This window comes from Cellulomonas sp. Root137 (assembly GCF_001426725.1).
Lineage (GTDB): Bacteria > Actinomycetota > Actinomycetes > Actinomycetales > Cellulomonadaceae > Cellulomonas.
This window is the reverse complement of the sequence record NZ_LMFG01000001.1, coordinates 1,065,837-1,081,451: the sequence shown is the minus strand read 5'-3', so window position 1 is coordinate 1,081,451 and position 15,615 is coordinate 1,065,837. Positions and strand designations below refer to the sequence as shown.

General features: G+C 72.2%; 13 protein-coding genes, 1 tRNA gene and 1 other RNA gene. 11 read left to right on the top strand and 4 right to left on the bottom strand.

The window, feature by feature from the left end; genetic code table 11:
• Nucleotides 1-17: 17 nt before the first annotated feature.
• Nucleotides 18-443 carry an Lrp/AsnC family transcriptional regulator gene (locus ASD18_RS05225; RefSeq protein ID WP_056087626.1) on the top strand — a complete coding sequence of 142 codons (426 nt, stop codon included), beginning with the start codon at nucleotides 18-20 and terminating at the stop codon, nucleotides 441-443.
• Here ASD18_RS05225 and ffs read toward each other — a convergent pair.
• An RNA gene (gene ffs, locus ASD18_RS20690) (signal recognition particle sRNA small type) lies at nucleotides 443-539 on the bottom strand. The two genes, ASD18_RS05225 and ffs, sit on opposite strands and share 1 nt — an antisense overlap.
• A gap of 91 nt (nucleotides 540-630) precedes the next feature.
• On the opposite strand from ffs, the gene sthA reads away from it, so the two are divergent.
• The 3 genes from sthA to ASD18_RS05210 all read left to right on the top strand — a co-directional run bounded on the left by sthA (nucleotide 631) and on the right by ASD18_RS05210 (nucleotide 5,532).
• Nucleotides 631-2,055, top strand: coding sequence for a Si-specific NAD(P)(+) transhydrogenase (gene sthA / locus ASD18_RS05220; RefSeq protein WP_056087623.1), 1,425 nt, complete (start codon nucleotides 631-633; stop codon nucleotides 2,053-2,055).
• Nucleotides 2,056-2,172: 117 nt separating this feature from the next.
• Nucleotides 2,173-5,373: a beta-phosphoglucomutase family hydrolase gene (locus tag ASD18_RS05215; RefSeq protein WP_056087620.1), complete on the top strand. Its 3,201-nt coding sequence runs from the start codon at nucleotides 2,173-2,175 to the stop codon at nucleotides 5,371-5,373.
• A 74-nt stretch (nucleotides 5,374-5,447) separates the two neighbouring features.
• Nucleotides 5,448-5,532, top strand: a tRNA-Ser gene (locus tag ASD18_RS05210).
• Between the two features lie 55 nt (nucleotides 5,533-5,587).
• Here ASD18_RS05210 and ASD18_RS05205 read toward each other — a convergent pair.
• On the bottom strand, nucleotides 5,588-6,502 hold the full coding sequence (locus ASD18_RS05205) for a patatin-like phospholipase family protein (RefSeq protein WP_056087618.1): 915 nt from the start codon (nucleotides 6,500-6,502) through the stop codon (nucleotides 5,588-5,590).
• A 292-nt stretch (nucleotides 6,503-6,794) separates the two neighbouring features.
• Between ASD18_RS05205 and ASD18_RS05200 the strand changes: the two genes are divergently transcribed.
• The 6 genes from ASD18_RS05200 (at nucleotide 6,795) to ASD18_RS05175 (ending at nucleotide 11,514) form a co-directional block, all read left to right on the top strand.
• Nucleotides 6,795-8,030 (top strand): NAD(P)/FAD-dependent oxidoreductase, encoded by a 1,236-nt coding sequence (locus tag ASD18_RS05200; RefSeq protein ID WP_056087616.1) that lies wholly within the window; start codon nucleotides 6,795-6,797, stop codon nucleotides 8,028-8,030.
• Between the two features lie 13 nt (nucleotides 8,031-8,043).
• The gene (locus ASD18_RS05195) at nucleotides 8,044-8,358 is read left to right on the top strand and encodes a TusE/DsrC/DsvC family sulfur relay protein (protein WP_056087613.1); all 315 of its coding nucleotides are present in this window, start codon (nucleotides 8,044-8,046) and stop codon (nucleotides 8,356-8,358) included.
• 27 nt (nucleotides 8,359-8,385) lie between these two features.
• On the top strand, nucleotides 8,386-8,901 hold the full coding sequence (locus ASD18_RS05190) for a DsrE/DsrF/DrsH-like family protein (protein WP_056087609.1): 516 nt from the start codon (nucleotides 8,386-8,388) through the stop codon (nucleotides 8,899-8,901).
• Between the two features lie 51 nt (nucleotides 8,902-8,952).
• On the top strand, nucleotides 8,953-10,662 hold the full coding sequence (locus ASD18_RS05185; RefSeq protein ID WP_056087606.1) for an FAD-dependent oxidoreductase: 1,710 nt from the start codon (nucleotides 8,953-8,955) through the stop codon (nucleotides 10,660-10,662).
• A gap of 12 nt (nucleotides 10,663-10,674) precedes the next feature.
• Nucleotides 10,675-11,040: a rhodanese-like domain-containing protein gene (locus tag ASD18_RS05180; protein WP_082573546.1), complete on the top strand. Its 366-nt coding sequence runs from the start codon at nucleotides 10,675-10,677 to the stop codon at nucleotides 11,038-11,040.
• Nucleotides 11,041-11,244: 204 nt separating this feature from the next.
• Nucleotides 11,245-11,514, top strand: coding sequence for a metal-sensitive transcriptional regulator (locus ASD18_RS05175; RefSeq protein WP_056091608.1), 270 nt, complete (start codon nucleotides 11,245-11,247; stop codon nucleotides 11,512-11,514).
• Nucleotides 11,515-11,524: 10 nt separating this feature from the next.
• On the opposite strand, the gene ASD18_RS05170 is transcribed toward ASD18_RS05175, so the two are convergent.
• Nucleotides 11,525-12,856 carry a hypothetical protein gene (locus tag ASD18_RS05170; RefSeq protein ID WP_056087603.1) on the bottom strand — a complete coding sequence of 444 codons (1,332 nt, stop codon included), beginning with the start codon at nucleotides 12,854-12,856 and terminating at the stop codon, nucleotides 11,525-11,527.
• Nucleotides 12,857-13,074: 218 nt separating this feature from the next.
• On the opposite strand from ASD18_RS05170, the gene ASD18_RS05165 reads away from it, so the two are divergent.
• A complete protein-coding gene (locus ASD18_RS05165; RefSeq protein WP_156387901.1) occupies nucleotides 13,075-14,343 on the top strand; it encodes a hypothetical protein in 1,269 nt (422 codons plus the stop codon).
• Here the strand turns inward: ASD18_RS05165 and ASD18_RS05160 are convergent.
• Complete coding sequence (locus ASD18_RS05160; RefSeq protein ID WP_056087597.1) at nucleotides 14,340-15,584, bottom strand: TIGR03862 family flavoprotein; 1,245 nt, start codon at nucleotides 15,582-15,584, stop codon at nucleotides 14,340-14,342. The two genes, ASD18_RS05165 and ASD18_RS05160, sit on opposite strands and share 4 nt — an antisense overlap.
• Nucleotides 15,585-15,615 lie beyond the last annotated feature (31 nt).

The following is a 15,615-nucleotide window of genomic DNA, read 5'->3' as shown; positions in this document are numbered from 1 at the left end:
GCTGCGATGATCGTCGGATGGACGCCGTCGACGACGCAATCCTCCGCGAGCTGACCGCGGATGCGCGGTTGCCGTTCCGCGAGCTCGGGCAGCGGGTGGGTCTCAGTCCCAACGCGGCGGCGAACCGCGTCCGCCGGCTGCTCGAGGACGGGACCATCCGCGGGTTCACGGTGGTGACCGCCTCGTCGCCGGCCCGCCCGGGCACGGGCCTGGAGGTGTTCGTCGAGGTGCGCCTGGCCGACGGGACCACCAACGAGGCGTTCACCGCCGCACTCGGCCAGGGCTTCCCGCAGGTGCTCGACGCCGTGCACGTCACCGGCTCCTACGACTACCTGCTGCACGCCGTGGTGGCGGACCCGGCAGCGCTGGACCTGTTCGTCCGCCGGCTCAAGCGCGAGGCCGGGGCGGGCCAGACGTTCACGCGTCTGGCGCTGCGGGCATAGAAAAGGACCCCCCGCACACCCGCCAGAGCTCACCTGCCCTTGCTGCCTTCCGGCCCTGGGGGAGTTCAGCGAGATGACGCCGCACGAGGGGTCGGGGAAAAGCCTAACCCAACGGGACGGGGTCGCGTTCACACCCCGGACACCCGCTCGACTCTCGCGATGCCGTGATTGTGGGCAGACTGCGAGCATGGCCAGTGAGACGGAGCGGTACGACTACGACCTCGTCGTGATCGGCACCGGCCCGGGCGGGCAGAAGGCCGCGATCGCGGCGGCGAAGCTCGGGCACCAGGTCGCCATCATCGAGCGCCAGCACATGATGGGCGGCGTCTCCACGAACACCGGCACCATCCCGAGCAAGACCCTGCGCGAGGCCGTCATGTACCTGACGGGCATGGCACAGCGCGAGGTGTACGGGGCCAGCTACCGCGTGAAGTCCGACATCACGATGGAGGACCTGTTCGCGCGCACCCAGCACGTGATCGGCCGCGAGCACGAGGTCATCCGTGCCCAGCTGCTGCGCAACCACATCGACATCCTCAGCGGCACCGGCTCGTTCGTCGACGCGCACACCATCGGGGTCCTCGACGACGACGGCGTCCGCCGCACCCAGGTGACCGCGCGGTTCGTCGTGATCGCCACCGGGTCGCGCCCGCACCGGCCGGACTCCGTGCACTTCGACGGGCGCAGGGTCCTCGACTCCGACGGCGTCCTCGCGCTCGAGAAGGTGCCGAACTCGATGGTGGTGGTCGGCGCCGGGATCATCGGCATCGAGTACGCGTCGATGTTCGCCGCGCTGGGCACCCGCGTCACCGTCATCGACAAGCGTCCGGCGATGCTCGAGATGTGCGACCCCGAGGTGGCCGAGTCGCTGAAGTTCCACCTGCGGGACCTGTCGGTCTCGTTCCGGTTCGGCGAGGAGGTCGCCGGCGTCGACAGCAACACGCACGGCACCGTGACCCGGCTGGCGTCGGGCAAGCGGATCGCCGCCGACGCCGTCATGTACTCCGCCGGCCGCCAGGGTCAGACCGACGCGCTCAACCTGGAGGCCGCCGGCCTGACCGCCGACTCCCGCGGACGCATCGCGGTCGACGACCAGTACCGCACCGCGGTGCCGCACGTGTTCGCGGTCGGCGACGTCATCGGGTTCCCCGCGCTGGCCGCGACGAGCATGGACCAGGGCCGGCTGGCGGCGTACCACGCGTTCGAGGAGCCGGCCCGCGAGCTCCAGTCCGTGCAGCCGATCGGCATCTACACGATCCCCGAGATCTCCTACTGCGGCCGCACCGAGGAGGAGCTGACCACGCAGACCATCCCCTACGAGGTCGGCGTCGCGCGGTACCGCGAGCTGGCCCGCGGGCAGATCGTCGGCGACTCCTACGGGATGCTCAAGCTCCTCGTCCACACCGAGACGCGCGAGCTGCTGGGCGTGCACATCTTCGGGACGTCCGCCACCGACCTGGTGCACATCGGCCAGGCGATCATGGCGTGCGGCGGGACCGTGGACTACCTCGTCGACACGGTCCTGAACTACCCGACCCTGTCCGAGGCGTACAAGGTCGCGGCCCTCGACGCGACGAACAAGATCCGCCAGGTGGCCCGCTTCAGCCTCTGATGCAGAGGTGCAGGTTGACGCGCCGCGCTGGAGTCCCCACGATCGAACTCGTACGGCGCCCTGACCTGACTGAATGGCCAGCCAGGCGGCGGCGGGCGTCGGTCGCGGAGGATCGTCATGACCTCGCCCGTCTCGCTGCGCGACTTCGACGCGGTCCTCTTCGACCTCGACGGCGTCCTGACCACCACCCGCACGGTCCACGCGGCGGCGTGGAAACGGATGTTCGACGAGTTCCTCGCCGAGTGGGACACGACCCACGGAACGCACCTGCCGGCGTTCGACGAGCTGTCCGACTACGCCTCCGCCGTCGACGGCAAGCCGCGCGAGATCGGCGTCCGCGACTTCCTCGCCTCCCGCGGCATCACGCTCCCTCCGGGCACGCCCGACGCGCCGGCCGAGGAGCAGTCCGAGTGGGGGCTGGGCAACCGCAAGCAGATCCTCGTCGAGGACGAGATCGCCCGGAACGGGGTCGAGGCGTTCCCCGGGTCGGTCGCCTGGGTACGCGAGCTCCGGGAGGCCGGCCTGCGGACCGCCGTGGTCTCGAGCAGCCGCAACTGCGCGGCGGCCCTCGAGGCGGCGGGCATCGCGAACCTGTTCGACGCCCGGGTCGACGGCGAGACGATCCTCGAGCTGGGGCTGCGCGGCAAGCCGGCGCCGGACGGGTTCCTCGAGGGAGCGCGCCGCGTCGGCGTGACCCCGGAGCGCGCCGTCGTCGTCGAGGACGCCGTCGCGGGCGTCGCGGCGGGCCGAGCAGGAGGGTTCGGCCTCGTCATCGGCGTCAATCGCGACAACCACACCGAGGAGCTCCGGGCCAACGGCGCCGACATGGTCGTGGACGACCTCGGCGAGCTGCTCGCCGCTCCTGACGACGCGGTCCACCGCTCCGGACCTCGTCGCCACCGCCTGATGGCAGCGGCGCGGCGCATCGTCGCGGCGTCCTCCGACTACCCGGCCGACCCGTGGCAGCTCGTCGAGCGGTCCTACAACCCCGGCTTCGTCGAGCAGACGGAGACGCTGTTCGCCTTGTCCAACGGGTTCCTCGGCATCCGCGGGGCGTTCGAGGAGGGCACGCCCTCGATCACCCCGGACACCCTGCTCAACGGGTTCCACGAGACCTGGCCGATCGTGTACCCGGAGACGGCGTTCGGCTTTGCGACGACGGGACAGACGATCCTGCCGGTGCCGGACGGGACGACGATCCGGCTGCTCGTCGACGAGGACCCGGTCACCTGCGAGACGACGGAGGTCGACACCTTCGAGCGCGTCCTCGACATGCACCGCGGAGTGCTCACCCGCACGGTCGTGTTCCGCCTGCGCGACGGACGGCGGTTCCGGGTGCACACCGAGCGGCTCGTGTCGCTCGCCCGGCGGCACCTCGCGTGCCTCCGGTACGAGGTGACGGCCCTGGATGCACCGGGGCGGCTCCTCGTCTCGTCGGAGCTCGTGACCCCCGCGACCACCGCGCCGGCCGACGAGGTCGAGCTGGACCCCCGCCAGAGCCGCGCGCTCGCCCACGACGGACTGCGTCCGGACGTCGAGCAGGTCGACGGGATGCGCGTCGTGCGCACCTACCGGACGCAGAGCAGCGGGCTCGCCGTGGCGGCAGCCATGGACCACGAGGTCGACGCGCCGGCCCTCGCCCACGTCCGCACGTCGCTGGACGCCACGCGCGCGACCGTCGTCGTGGAGGTGGACGCGCAGGTCGGCGTCACCGTCGGGCTGACGAAGTGGCTGGGCTACCACTACGGCGCCGAGGACTGCGCCGTGCTGGCCGACCGGGCGAGCCTCACGCTGCACCAGGCGCGGGCGGTCGGGCGGGACGTCGTCGTCGCGGAGCACGAGCGCGAGGTCGCCGACTTCTGGGGACGCAGCGAGGTCGTGTGGGAGGGCGCGAGCGCCGCGCAGCAGGCGCTGCACATCAGCCAGTTCGCCCTGCTCCAGGCGTCGTGGCGCAGCGAGGGACACGGCGTGCCGTCGAAGGGCCTCACCGGGACCGGGTACGAGGGCCACTACTTCTGGGACACCGAGGCGTACCTGCTGCCGTTCCTCATCCACACGTCCCCCGACGTGGCGCGCAGCCTCCTCATGCACCGCGTGCGCATGCTTCCCGACGCGCGACGCCGGGCGGCCGAGGTGGGGTGCTCGGGCGCGCTCTTCCCGTGGCGCACCATCAACGGCGAGGAGGCGTCCGCGTACTACGCGGCGGGCACCGCGCAGTACCACATCAACGCCGACATCGCGTATGCCCTCGAGCAGTACGTCGAGGTCACGGGTGACACCGAGCTGCTCGTCGAGCACGGCGCCGAGCTGCTCGTGGAGACGGCCCGGATGTGGGTGGACCTCGGGTTCTTCTCCGACCGGCCCGACGGTCAGTTCGTGATCCACAAGGTCACCGGGCCCGACGAGTACTCGACCGTCGTCGACAACAACCTGTTCACCAACGTGATGGCGGCCCAGAACATGCAGGCGGCCGCCGACGCGGTGGCGCGGCTCCGGGCCGAGTGGCCGGCGGACCTGCAGCGGCTCGTGGAGCGCGTCGGCCTGCGCGACGACGAGGAGGGCCGGTGGCGACGCGCCGCCGAGCGGATCTACGTGCCGTACGACGAGAAGGCAGGCGTGCACCTGCAGGACGAGAACTTCCTCGAGCTGCCGCTCTGGGACTTCGCCGGCACCCCCGAGGAGAAGTACCCGCTGCTGCTCCACTACCACCCGCTGCACATCTACCGGCACCAGGTCATCAAGCAGGCCGACGTCGTGCTCGCCACCGTGCTGCTGCCCGACCGCTTCACGGCCGAGGAGCGGCTCCGCATCTTCGAGTACTACGACCCGCTGACCACGGGTGACTCGTCGTTGTCGGAGTGCATCCAGGCGATCGCCGCCGTCGACGTGGGCAAGTACCGGACCGCCGAGGAGTACCTCGTCGACGCCGCCGCGGTCGACATCGCCGACACGGCCGGCAACCTGCGCGACGGCGTGCACGTCGCCTCCGCCGGGGGCACCTGGATGGCGCTCGTGCAGGGGTTCGCCGGCTACCGGTGGCGCGGCACACGGTTCGCGCCGATGCTCCCGACGCGCGGGCGACGCCTGCGGTTCCCGCTCCGGATCCGCGGCTCGGTGCTCCAGGTGGACATCGAGCCGGAGCGTGTGACGTACACGGTCCTGAGCGGCGGACCGGTGTCGGCGTCCCACCACGGGGAGCCGTTCACCGTGTCGTCCGGCGCGCCCGTGTCGTTCACCGGCGTCTTCCACACGAGCGACGACAACGCGCCCGTGGACGACGAGGCGGCCACCTCCCGCGCCCCATCCCCTGCCGTCTGAGAGGCCCCGCAGGTTCGGGTACTCTTGTGCGGCGTCGGAAGGCACGGGGTTGGTAGTCGTGCCTCTGCTGACCAGGAGGATTCGCCTAGTGGCCTATGGCGCACGCTTGGAAAGCGTGTTGGGTGAAAGCCCTCGGGGGTTCGAATCCCCCATCCTCCGCACATCGAAGGGTCCGTGAGCAGCTGCTCACGGGCCCTTCGTCATGCGTCGGGCGTCAGAGCCAGAACTCGCTGAGCTGCTCGGCGAGGGCTCGGCCCTGATCACGCCCGGCTCGGGCGGCAGCCGGACGCAGCGACGGATCCATCGCACTGGCGCCGAACAGGTGATCCGAGGCGCTGCCCGGGACGACCGTCTCGACCCTGCTGCCCCTCGCACGGAGCTCGTCGACCTGCGCTGCCAGCCGCGTGCCCCACTCCGGCGGGTACAGCGATCGGCCGCCCAGGGGCGAGAGCACGAGCACCCGGTGGTGCCCGGCTGCGAGGTCGGCGTTCTCGGCGTTGGACCGGTAGCCGCCGTCGAGGTACCAGCCGTCGCCGATGCGGTAGGGCGAGCCGCCGCCGGACGTGCTGGCGGCGACGGCGTCGACCAGGTCGACCCCGCTGTCGCGGTCGAACACGACGGGGTCGCCGGTCCGGGCGTCGACAGCCGTGATGAGCACCCTGCGCTGCGGCCAGCTCCGGGTGGGCAACCGCGCTGCGACGATGGCGCGCCACCGCTCCGGCCAGGACCCGTCCGACGCCGCGGCCGTGGCGAGTGCCGCCGCGCCCATCCTCCGGCGCATGTCCGCGTGGTCCTCGGCGGCGGCAATGATCCGCTTGAACGTCTCCAGATGGTCGGTGACCGGCCGGGCACCTGCTGGACCGGTCCGCGGTGGGGGCGCCGCGGCAAGAGTGGCGGCGAGCAGCTCGGTCGGGCTCGCGCCGGCCAGCTGGGCGGCGGCCGTCGCGCCGGCCGACGTGCCGACGGTCAGGTCGGCTGTGGTCACGTCCAGTCCGGCGTCGAACAGACCGGCGATGACGCCGATCAGCCACGCGTTGCCCGTCGACCCGCCGCCGCCGAGGACCAGCGCTCGCTCGCCGGCGGCCGTCGGCGACGGGGACTGCAGGGGTGACGAAGGTGTGGTGTGCATGGGAGTCGCCTCTCAGCGAGTTGCCTGGTGGGCGCTCCCGGTGGCGACGACGTCAGTCGCGGGATCGTGGAGTGCGGGGGAGCACCACTGTGGACACTGCGTTCACGGGTCTCACCTCCTGCCGATGGATCGTCGATCTCCGGAACCGTCGCACACCCGCGACGGGTGGACAACGGGAATTGGACGGGACCTTCTGCTCTACCCCACCCCTGAGCGCCCGACGAACGCTGGGAGCGCGCGACGAGGCGTCCGCCGCCAGGCGGCTCCGCCCTCGCCCGAGGGAGTGAGCGCCATGACCAGGCACGTGGTCGTGCTGGGCGCGGGGACCGCCGGCACGATGCTGGCCAACAAGCTGCGTCGGAAGCTGGACGACACCTGGGTGATCACGGTGGTCGACCGGGACGATGCCCACCCCTATCAACCAGGCTTCCTGTTCGTGCCGTTCGGCGGCTCGACGGACGGGCTGGTCCGGTCACGGCACGCGTTCGTGCACGACGGCGTCGAGCTGGTGCTCGAGGGCGTCGACCGCGTGGACGCCGCGGCCCAGGAGGTGCTGCTGCTGGACGGACGCCTGCTCCCCTACGACTACCTGGTGATCGCGTCCGGAGCGTCGCTGCGCCCGGATCAGACCCCCGGGATGCTCGGTCCCGAGTGGCGGCGCAGCATCTTCGACTTCTACACGCTCGACGGCGCTAAGGCCCTGGCCGGCGCACTGCGGGACTTCCGCGGCGGCCGCCTGGTCGTGCACATCACGGACGTGCCGATCAAGTGCCCGGTCGCCCCGCTCGAGTTCACGTTCCTGGCCGACGACTGGCTGCGTCGGCGCGGGCTGCGCACCTCGACCACCCTGACCTACGTCACGCCCCTGGACGGTGCCTTCACCAAGCCCCTCGCCTCGCAGCGGCTCGGATCGATGCTCTCCGACCGCGACGTCGCCGTGGAGCCGGACTTCCTCGTGGAGCACATCGAGGACAGGACGCTGGTGTCGTACGACGGTCGCGAGGTCCCCTTCGACCTGCTGGTCACGGTGCCGTTGCACATGGGCGCCGAGTTCGTCACGCGATCCGGGCTGGGCGACGAGCTGGGTTTCGTCCCGGTCGACAAGCACACGCTGCAGTCGACGGCCGACCCGCACATCTTCGCGGTGGGTGACGCGGCGGACCTCCCCACCTCGAAGGCCGGCTCCGTCGCGCACTTCTCCGTGGACGTCCTCGTCGACAACCTCGTGGAGCTGGCGGCCGGCCGCCCGATGAGCCACTCGTTCGACGGGCACGCCAACTGCTTCGTCGAGTCCGGCGACGGCAAGGCCCTGCTCCTGGACTTCAACTACGAGACGGAGCCCCTCCCCGGCACGTTCCCGGCGCCGTACGTCGGGCCGATGAGCCTCCTCAAGGAGAGCCGGACCAACCACCTCGGGAAGCTCGCGTTCCGCTGGGTCTACTGGAACGTCCTGCTGCCGGGACGTCCGATGCCGCTCGCGCCGGCCATGTCGATGGCGGGCAAGCAGACCTCGAGCACGACGACCTAGGAAGGGACGCACGATGCCTGTCACGACCCTCGACGGACACCAGATCCACGTCGACGCGGAGGGGTTCCTCACGGACCTCTCGGAGTGGGACGACGAGCTCGCCACGGTCCTGGCGTCGCAGATCGGTCTCACGTTGACCGAGGAGCACCGAGCGGTGCTCCGGTTCCTGCGCGACGACTTCGCGCAGCGCGGCGAGACCGCGACCTTGCGGCGGGCGTCCGCCGGGACCGGGGTTCCTGTCAAGGACCTGTTCCGACTCTTCCCGCAGAAGCCGGCCAAGAAGATGGCGTACGTCGCCGGCCTGCCCAAGCCCGTGGGCTGCGTCTGACCCGGCACGACGACGAAAGGCACTGCCATGACCACCACCGAGACCGATCCCGTCGTCGTCCCCCGGTTCGACGCCGACGAGCCCACCGGCCGCAGGCTCGCGATCATCTGCTCCAAGGGCAACCTCGACATGGCCTACCCCGGCCTGATCCTGGCGAACGCCGCACTCGGCGAGGGCGTCGAGACCCACCTGTTCTTCACGTTCTGGGGCCTGGACATGATCACCAGGTCGACGATGGGCGACCTGAAGTTCACCATGCTCGGCAACACCGCCACGCACATGCCGCAGGGCCTGGGCGGCCTGCCCGGGATGACCGCGATGGCCACCTCCAGGCTGAAGAAGGCGATCGCCGACCTGGACGTCCCCGACGTGCCCGAGTTCCTCGAGCAGATCGTCGCGTCCGGCGGGCACCTGTGGGCGTGCCGGCTGTCTGCGGACATGAACCACCTGACGCTCGACGACCTCGACCCGGACGTCGAGGGGATCATCAGCGCCAGCGACTTCATCGAGAAGACCGACGGGGCGCAGCTCCTCTTCATCTAGCGGCTGCGCCCGAGTTGGCGCACGGATACCCCCCGGGGTATTCTTCTTCCTATGAACCACTCGCCCGAGACCCCCGACCGTCGGCGACTCGTCATCGTCGGCGGTGTGGCCGGCGGCATGAGCGCCGCCGCACGAGCGCGGCGCCTGGACGAGCGCGCCGAGATCGTCGTGCTGGAGCAGTCCGAGTACGTCTCGTTCGCCAACTGCGGCCTCCCGTACCACCTGTCCGGCGAGATCGAGCGCCGGGACGACCTGCTGCTGCACACGCCCGCCTCGCTCGGCGCGGCGCTCGCGCTCGACGTGCGCACCGGCAGCCGGGTCACGGCGATCGACCGCGCCGCCCGCACCGTCTCGGTGACCACCTCGGAGAGCTCGTACCAGCTGCCGTACGACGCGCTCCTGCTCTCCCCCGGTGCCGTCGCGGTGCGTCCGCCGATCGACGGCCTGGACCACCCCGCCGTGCACTCCCTGCGGACCATCCCCGATCTCGACGCCCTCGACGAGCACGTCACGCGGCTGGTCGACGGTCGCAGCGACGACGACCGGGCGCGCGCTGTCGTCGTCGGCGCCGGCTTCATCGGTCTCGAGGCGGTCGAGGCGCTGGTCGCCCGCGGCCTGGAGGTCGACGTGGTCGAGCTCGCGGACCACGTCCTCCCGCCGCTGGACGCCGAGCTGGCACCCCTGCTCGCCGACGAGCTCCGCGCGCACGACGTCGGCCTGTACGCGGGCGTCTCGGCGAACTCCGTCACTCCCGGCGCCGAACGCGGCGTCGACCTCGCCCTGTCGGACGGGACCACGCTGAGCGCCGACCTGGTCGTGGTCAACGTCGGCGTGCGTCCGGCGAGCGGGCTGGCCCGCGACGCCGGCCTCGCGATCGGTCCGACCGGCGCCATCCGGGTCGACGCCGACCAGCGCACCTCCGACCCGCACATCTGGGCCGTCGGCGATGCGGTCGAGGTCATCCACGCGGTCACCGGCGCGGTGGGTCCGGTGCCGCTGGCCGGACCCGCCAACCGCCAGGGCCGCCGAGCCGCGGACTCCATGCTCGGTCGTCGCCCCACCCCGCAGGCACCGGTGCTGGGCACCGCGATCGTGCGCGTCTTCGGGTTCACCGCGGCCGTGACCGGCGCGAACCAGCGCACCCTGGCCGAGGCGGGGATCCTGCACGAGGTGGTCCGTATCCACCCGGGCCACCACGCCGGCTACTTCCCTGGCGCGGAGCAGATCCACCTCGTCGCCAGCTTCGCTCCGGACGGTCGGCTGCTCGGCGCTCAGGCGGTGGGCCGTGCGGGGGTGGACAAGCGCATCGACGTCCTGGCCACCGCACTGCGCGCCGACATGACCGCCGACGACCTCGCCGAGCTCGAGCTGGCCTACGCCCCGCCGTACGGATCGGCCAAGGACCCGGTGAACATGCTCGGGTTCGTCGCCCAGAACGCGCTCGACGGGACCACCCCGCAATGGCACGCGACCGATCTGGACGACGTGCTGGCCGACACCCTCGTCCTGGACGTCCGCTCGCCGGCCGAGTTCGACCGCGGCCACCTCAAGGGCGCGCTCCACATCCCGCACACCGAGCTGCGCGGCCGTCTGGGCGAGGTCCGCGCGGCCGCCGCGGGCCGACCCGTCAGCGTGCACTGCGGATCCGGCGTGCGCTCCCACATCGCGACCCGCGTCCTGCTCGCCGAGGGCATGGACGCGCGCAACCTGTCCGGCGGCTGGCTCACCCTCACCGCCGTCCGCCCCGACCTCGTCGCCTGAAGGAGAGACCCCATGTCGCTCACCAGCAGCCTCCGCCGACTCTTCGGCAGCACGGACGACGGCAACGACACCCTGCGGCCCACGGTCGGCGCTGCGCGAGCGCTCGAGCTCGTCCGCGACGGCGCCGCCCTGCTCGACGTACGGGAACGCTCGGAGTGGAACACCGGCCACGCGCCCCAGGCCGTGCACGTGCCCCTCGGCGAGATCGACAAGGCCCCCCGACGGCTGACGCAGGACACGCCCGTCGTGGTGATGTGCGCCTCGGGCATGCGCTCGCGGCGAGCCGCCAAGCACCTGCGCACGCTCGGCTTCGACGCCACGAGCCTGTCCGGCGGCATCGGCGCCTGGCAGTCCGCCGGCGGCGCCGTCCGCCGCTGAACCCCCAACCCGGACGAAGGAGAACCCCATGTGCTCACCCGCCCGCTGCTCCGCCTGCGGCAAGGTCACCTGGTCCGGCTGCGGCATGCACGTCGACGCCGTCATGGCCGACGTCCCCCGCAGCCAGCAGTGCACCTGCCGCTGAGCGTCGACCCGGCACCGCCCGGGTACCGTGACCCACCCCCGACGAAGGAGAACGCCGCCATGGAGCTGGACAAGGACGAGATGGCCAAGGTGTCCAACCGGCTCAAGCGCGCGCAGGGCCAGCTCGCGGCGGTCGTGCGCATGATCGACGAGGGCCGCGACTGCGAGGACGTCGTCACCCAGCTGTCCGCGGTCTCCCGTGCCCTCGACCGCGCGGGGTTCGCCATCATCGCCACCGGCATGCGGCAGTGCCTGACGCAGCCGGACGACGGCGAGCCGGGCACCCTCGACGTGCAGAAGCTCGAGAAGCTCTTCCTCTCGCTCGCCTGACCGGGCGCGGTCAGGCCGTCGCGCCCCAGCCGTCGACGAACGCCACCAGCAGCTCCCCCTCGGTCCCCGTCGGCTCGCCGAAGGTGTCGAGGCTGTCCAGGGTGAGCCCGGCGGAGGTGACCAGCCGGAACCCGATCCCGGTCCCGGGACGCACCTCGACCTCGACGCCGGCGGGAGCGCCCGCCAGTACCGCGCCGAGGTCGTGGGCCTGCTCGAGCGTGAGGTCCGCCGTCCTCACGTCCAGCCCGTTCGCGTCCACCGTCGCGGCTGTCAGGAGAGTGGCCCACGCCGGTGCGGAGAGCGCGTCCAGGACGGGCAGGTACGCCGCCGGCTGCCCGTCGTACGAGGACACCGCGAACCGGTCGCCGGCCGTCCGGATCGTCAGCGCGACACCGTCGTACTGCGGGCCGTCGCCGACGGCGGCGTACATCGCGCGCAGGGTGAGCAGGTCGGCGACGGTGACCTGCGCGGAGTCCGGGGAGAGCACGGCGCCCACGACGGGTCCTGCCGCGGTCAGCTCCGCGAGCAGCGCATCGGCCGCCGTGTAGTCGCCCTGGCCGGTCCTCGTGACGTTCCCGAACTGCACGGTCGTGCGCACTGCCGGCGCCGCTCGGCGAGCGAGAGCCTCGACCTCGGGCGTCTCGTCGACGGCCACCCGCACGTCCAGCGTGGTGTCCGTGAGCTGGGCCGCCGTGACGGGGAACGCGGCGAGCACCGCCTCGAACGCGGCACGCGGGCCGGTCGCGCCGCTGGTGCGGTCCGCGACGATGGAGAACGTCTCCGCCGCGTCCCGGACCGTCAGCAGCTCCCCCGCCCGCACGTCCTTGGCCGCGAGAAGGGTGCGGAGCTGGTCGAAGACGACGAGGAAGCCGTCCGGAGCGGTCACCGTCACGCCGCCCTCAGAACGTCCGGAGGCTTCCGCGGCGGTGAACTCCGTCGCCGCGGTGCTCCGGTCGACGTGGTCGGCGAGCTGGATCATCGCGAGGTTGGCCGCGGGTGCCCCGGGGAACACGGCGAACCGGGCGACGAAGTCGCCCCTCGTGTACCCGATCGTGAACGTCGCCGACGCGCGGGACTCGAAGCTGGTGGCGCGACGCGCGACGTCGGCGACCTGCGACACGGTGGCGTCCGGGTCGACGACGACGCCCGCCCACAGGGTGCCGCTCCAGGGCAGGTCGTTGTTGGAGTTCATGTCCAGGCTGTCGACGTGCTCGGTGTCGGCCATCCACAGCCGGAACTCCGCGGCGGCCTCCGACCCGGCGTCGACGGACCCGCAGGCCGACACCCCGGTCATGGTGAGGCCGACGAGCACGACGAGGAGAAGACGGGCACGGCGGATCACGGAGTCCTCCAAGGATCGAACCCCTCGAGTGAGCCTCGGGCCGCGGTGCGACCTGCGCTCATCGGTTCGTTCGGGGACCGCGCGAACGTACGCCCACCCGAGCCCGTCGGGTGCGTCCGCGCCGGGCTCGGTCGGTTACGGTGTGCTGCCCTTGCGCCTTGAGGTGCGTGTTTGCTGCGCGCGATCCGCTGCACCCACCACCCGCACGAGGAGTCTCCGTGGCCACCGATCACCGAGCACGGCAGCGCCCGAACGTCCCGGCAGGGCCACGGACCTCGGCCGACGAGCCCTTGTCGACGAGCGGGATCGCGCTGCGTGGCGCCCTCGTCGTCGGCGGGCTCTACCTGGTCTGGCTCGGCGCGCACGGCTCGCCGTTCCCCGGCACCTTCGGCGGGGACGACCGCAACGCCTGGATTCTCGCGGGGCCGGGCGCCTGGACGGCGCAGTCGGTGGTCGTGCTGGCGGCGGGCGTGCTCGCGGTCCTCTTCGGAGCTGCCGGCCTGCTGTCCGCCGCGCCGTTCGGGGGCACCGCGTTCCGAGCGCGACTGCGCGCCCGCAACGACCTGATCCTCTTCGCGCTCTGCGGCGTGCTCTTCACGGCGGCGCTCGTCGCGCTCGCGGTGCTCTGGTCGTCGGGCGTGGCCTTCCGCACGTACGAGGTCGACGACTCCCCGGCGGGCGGGGCGATGTACGGCATCCTCATCGGCGTCTGCGCGATCGTCGCCGGGGTCGGCTGGGCGATGGTCGTCACCTTCGTCCGCGGGCCCGCGCGCACGCTCCTGCCGAACGAGAACCTCCCCACGGGGCGGCTGCTCCTGCGGCCCTTCGGCTACCTCGCCCTCGGCATCGTCTGGCTGGCGCTCTGGCTCGTGATCCTGGCCGTCGCCGCTGCCCTTCCGGTCGCCCTCTCCGACCGCGACCCGATCGGGCTCGCAGACGTGCCGCTGTCGCAGAGCGTGGGAGTGGTGGACCTGCAGGAGAACCCGCTCAAGCTCGTCGCGGTCGTCGTCCTGCTCGTGCCGGTGCTCGCCGCGATCTTCGGCTGGGTCGTCGTCATGTTCCCGCTCACGGCGTGGCCGCTCGCCGCGCTGTCGTTCGTGTACGTGGCCCGGTCGCTGCGTCCGAGCTTTGCCGGAGAGGCGCTGTCGGCGACGTCGTCCACCGACGAGGCGGTCGGGCAGCCGACGGCGACGGAGACCGCCCTGTCTCTCCTGCCGGTGCGCAGCAGCCGGCTCACCGACCTCCTGACGACGGCGTATTTGGCGGGGTGGACCCCGTCGTTCGCGATGATCCGCTCGTGCTTCTGGCTCGGGCTCGGCTACGTGTTGTTCACCGTCTGGATCGCGTGGCCGGTGACCGACGTGACCCTCGTCGTGCTGTTCTCCGCCATCAGCCTCGGGCTTGCCGGGTACACCGTGTTCCGGCTCGTCGGCCTCGCCCGCGCGGTTCCGACCCGACCTGTGCGCCCGCGCGCTCGCAAGGCCTAGGCGGTCTCACGGTCGGTCGGACGCGAGAGCCACGCGACCGCCCCCTGCGCCGCGACGACCCCTGTGCTGAACGACGCCTGCAGCAGGTAGCCGCCGGTGGGCGCCTCCCAGTCGAGCATCTCCCCCGCGACGAACGTGCCCGGCAGGCGGCGCAGCATCAGCGACTCGTCGACCTCGTCCCACGCGATCCCCCCCGCGGTCGAGATCGCGCGGCCGATCGGCATCGGTGCGGTCACCACCACCGGCACGGCCTTGACCAGGGCAGCCGTCGTGGCGGCGTCGCTCGGCAGCGGTCCCCCGCTGGACTCGCGCAGCAGCGAGATGCCGACCGGGTCGAGGGCGATCGAGCGGCGGAGCCAGGTCGAGCCGGAGTCCTTCGGGCGGCGGCGCTCCTGGAGGCGCTCGGTGAGCTGCTCGATGGTCAGATCGGGTCGGAGGTCGACCTCGAGGACGCAGTGCCCGTCGGCGTCGACGGCGTCGCGGATCGCGGCGCCGGTCGCGTAGACCGGGCCGCCCTCGAGCCCGGTGCGGGTCACCATCGCGTCGCCGCGCGCCGGCCGGGCGGTGTGGCCGCGGACGCTCAGGGCCACGTGCTTGAGCGGAGTCCCCTCGAACCGCTCCGCGAACGTGCTCGTCCAGTCGACGCGCACCCCGACGTTCGCCGGCCGCAACGGTGTGACCGCCACGCCGCGCTCGGAGAACGGGCCGAGCCAGCCGCCGTCCGAGCCGAGCCGCGGCCACGACGCCCCGCCGAGCGCGAAGATCACCACGTCGGTCGTGACCTCGATCTCCGCCCCGTCGGCCCCGGTGAATCGCAGGCCACCGGGGTGCTCCGTCCAGCCGAGCCACCGGTGCCGCCGCTCGATCCGGACGCCGAGGTCGGCCAGGCGCGCCAGCCAGGCGCGGACCAGCGGGGTGGCGCGGAACGACCGCGGGAACACCCGCCCGCTCGACCCGACGAAGGTCGGCTCGCCCAGGCCGGCGCACCAGTCGCGCAGGTCCTGCGGGCCGAACACGTCGAGCATCGGCGCGAGGTGCTCGGCGGCGGCGCCGTACCGCGCCAGGAACGGGTCGCGATCCTCGGAGTGCGTGATGTTCAGTCCGCCGTGACCGGCCAGGAGGAACTTGCGGCCGGGCGAGGGCATCCGGTCGTAGACCGTGACCGTCACACCCTCGCGGGCCAGCACCTCGGCGGCGATCAGCCCCGCCGGCCCGCCGCCGATCACGGTGGCGGTGCTCATCGACCGGGCCGGGCCGAGCGGGCGGGGTGCA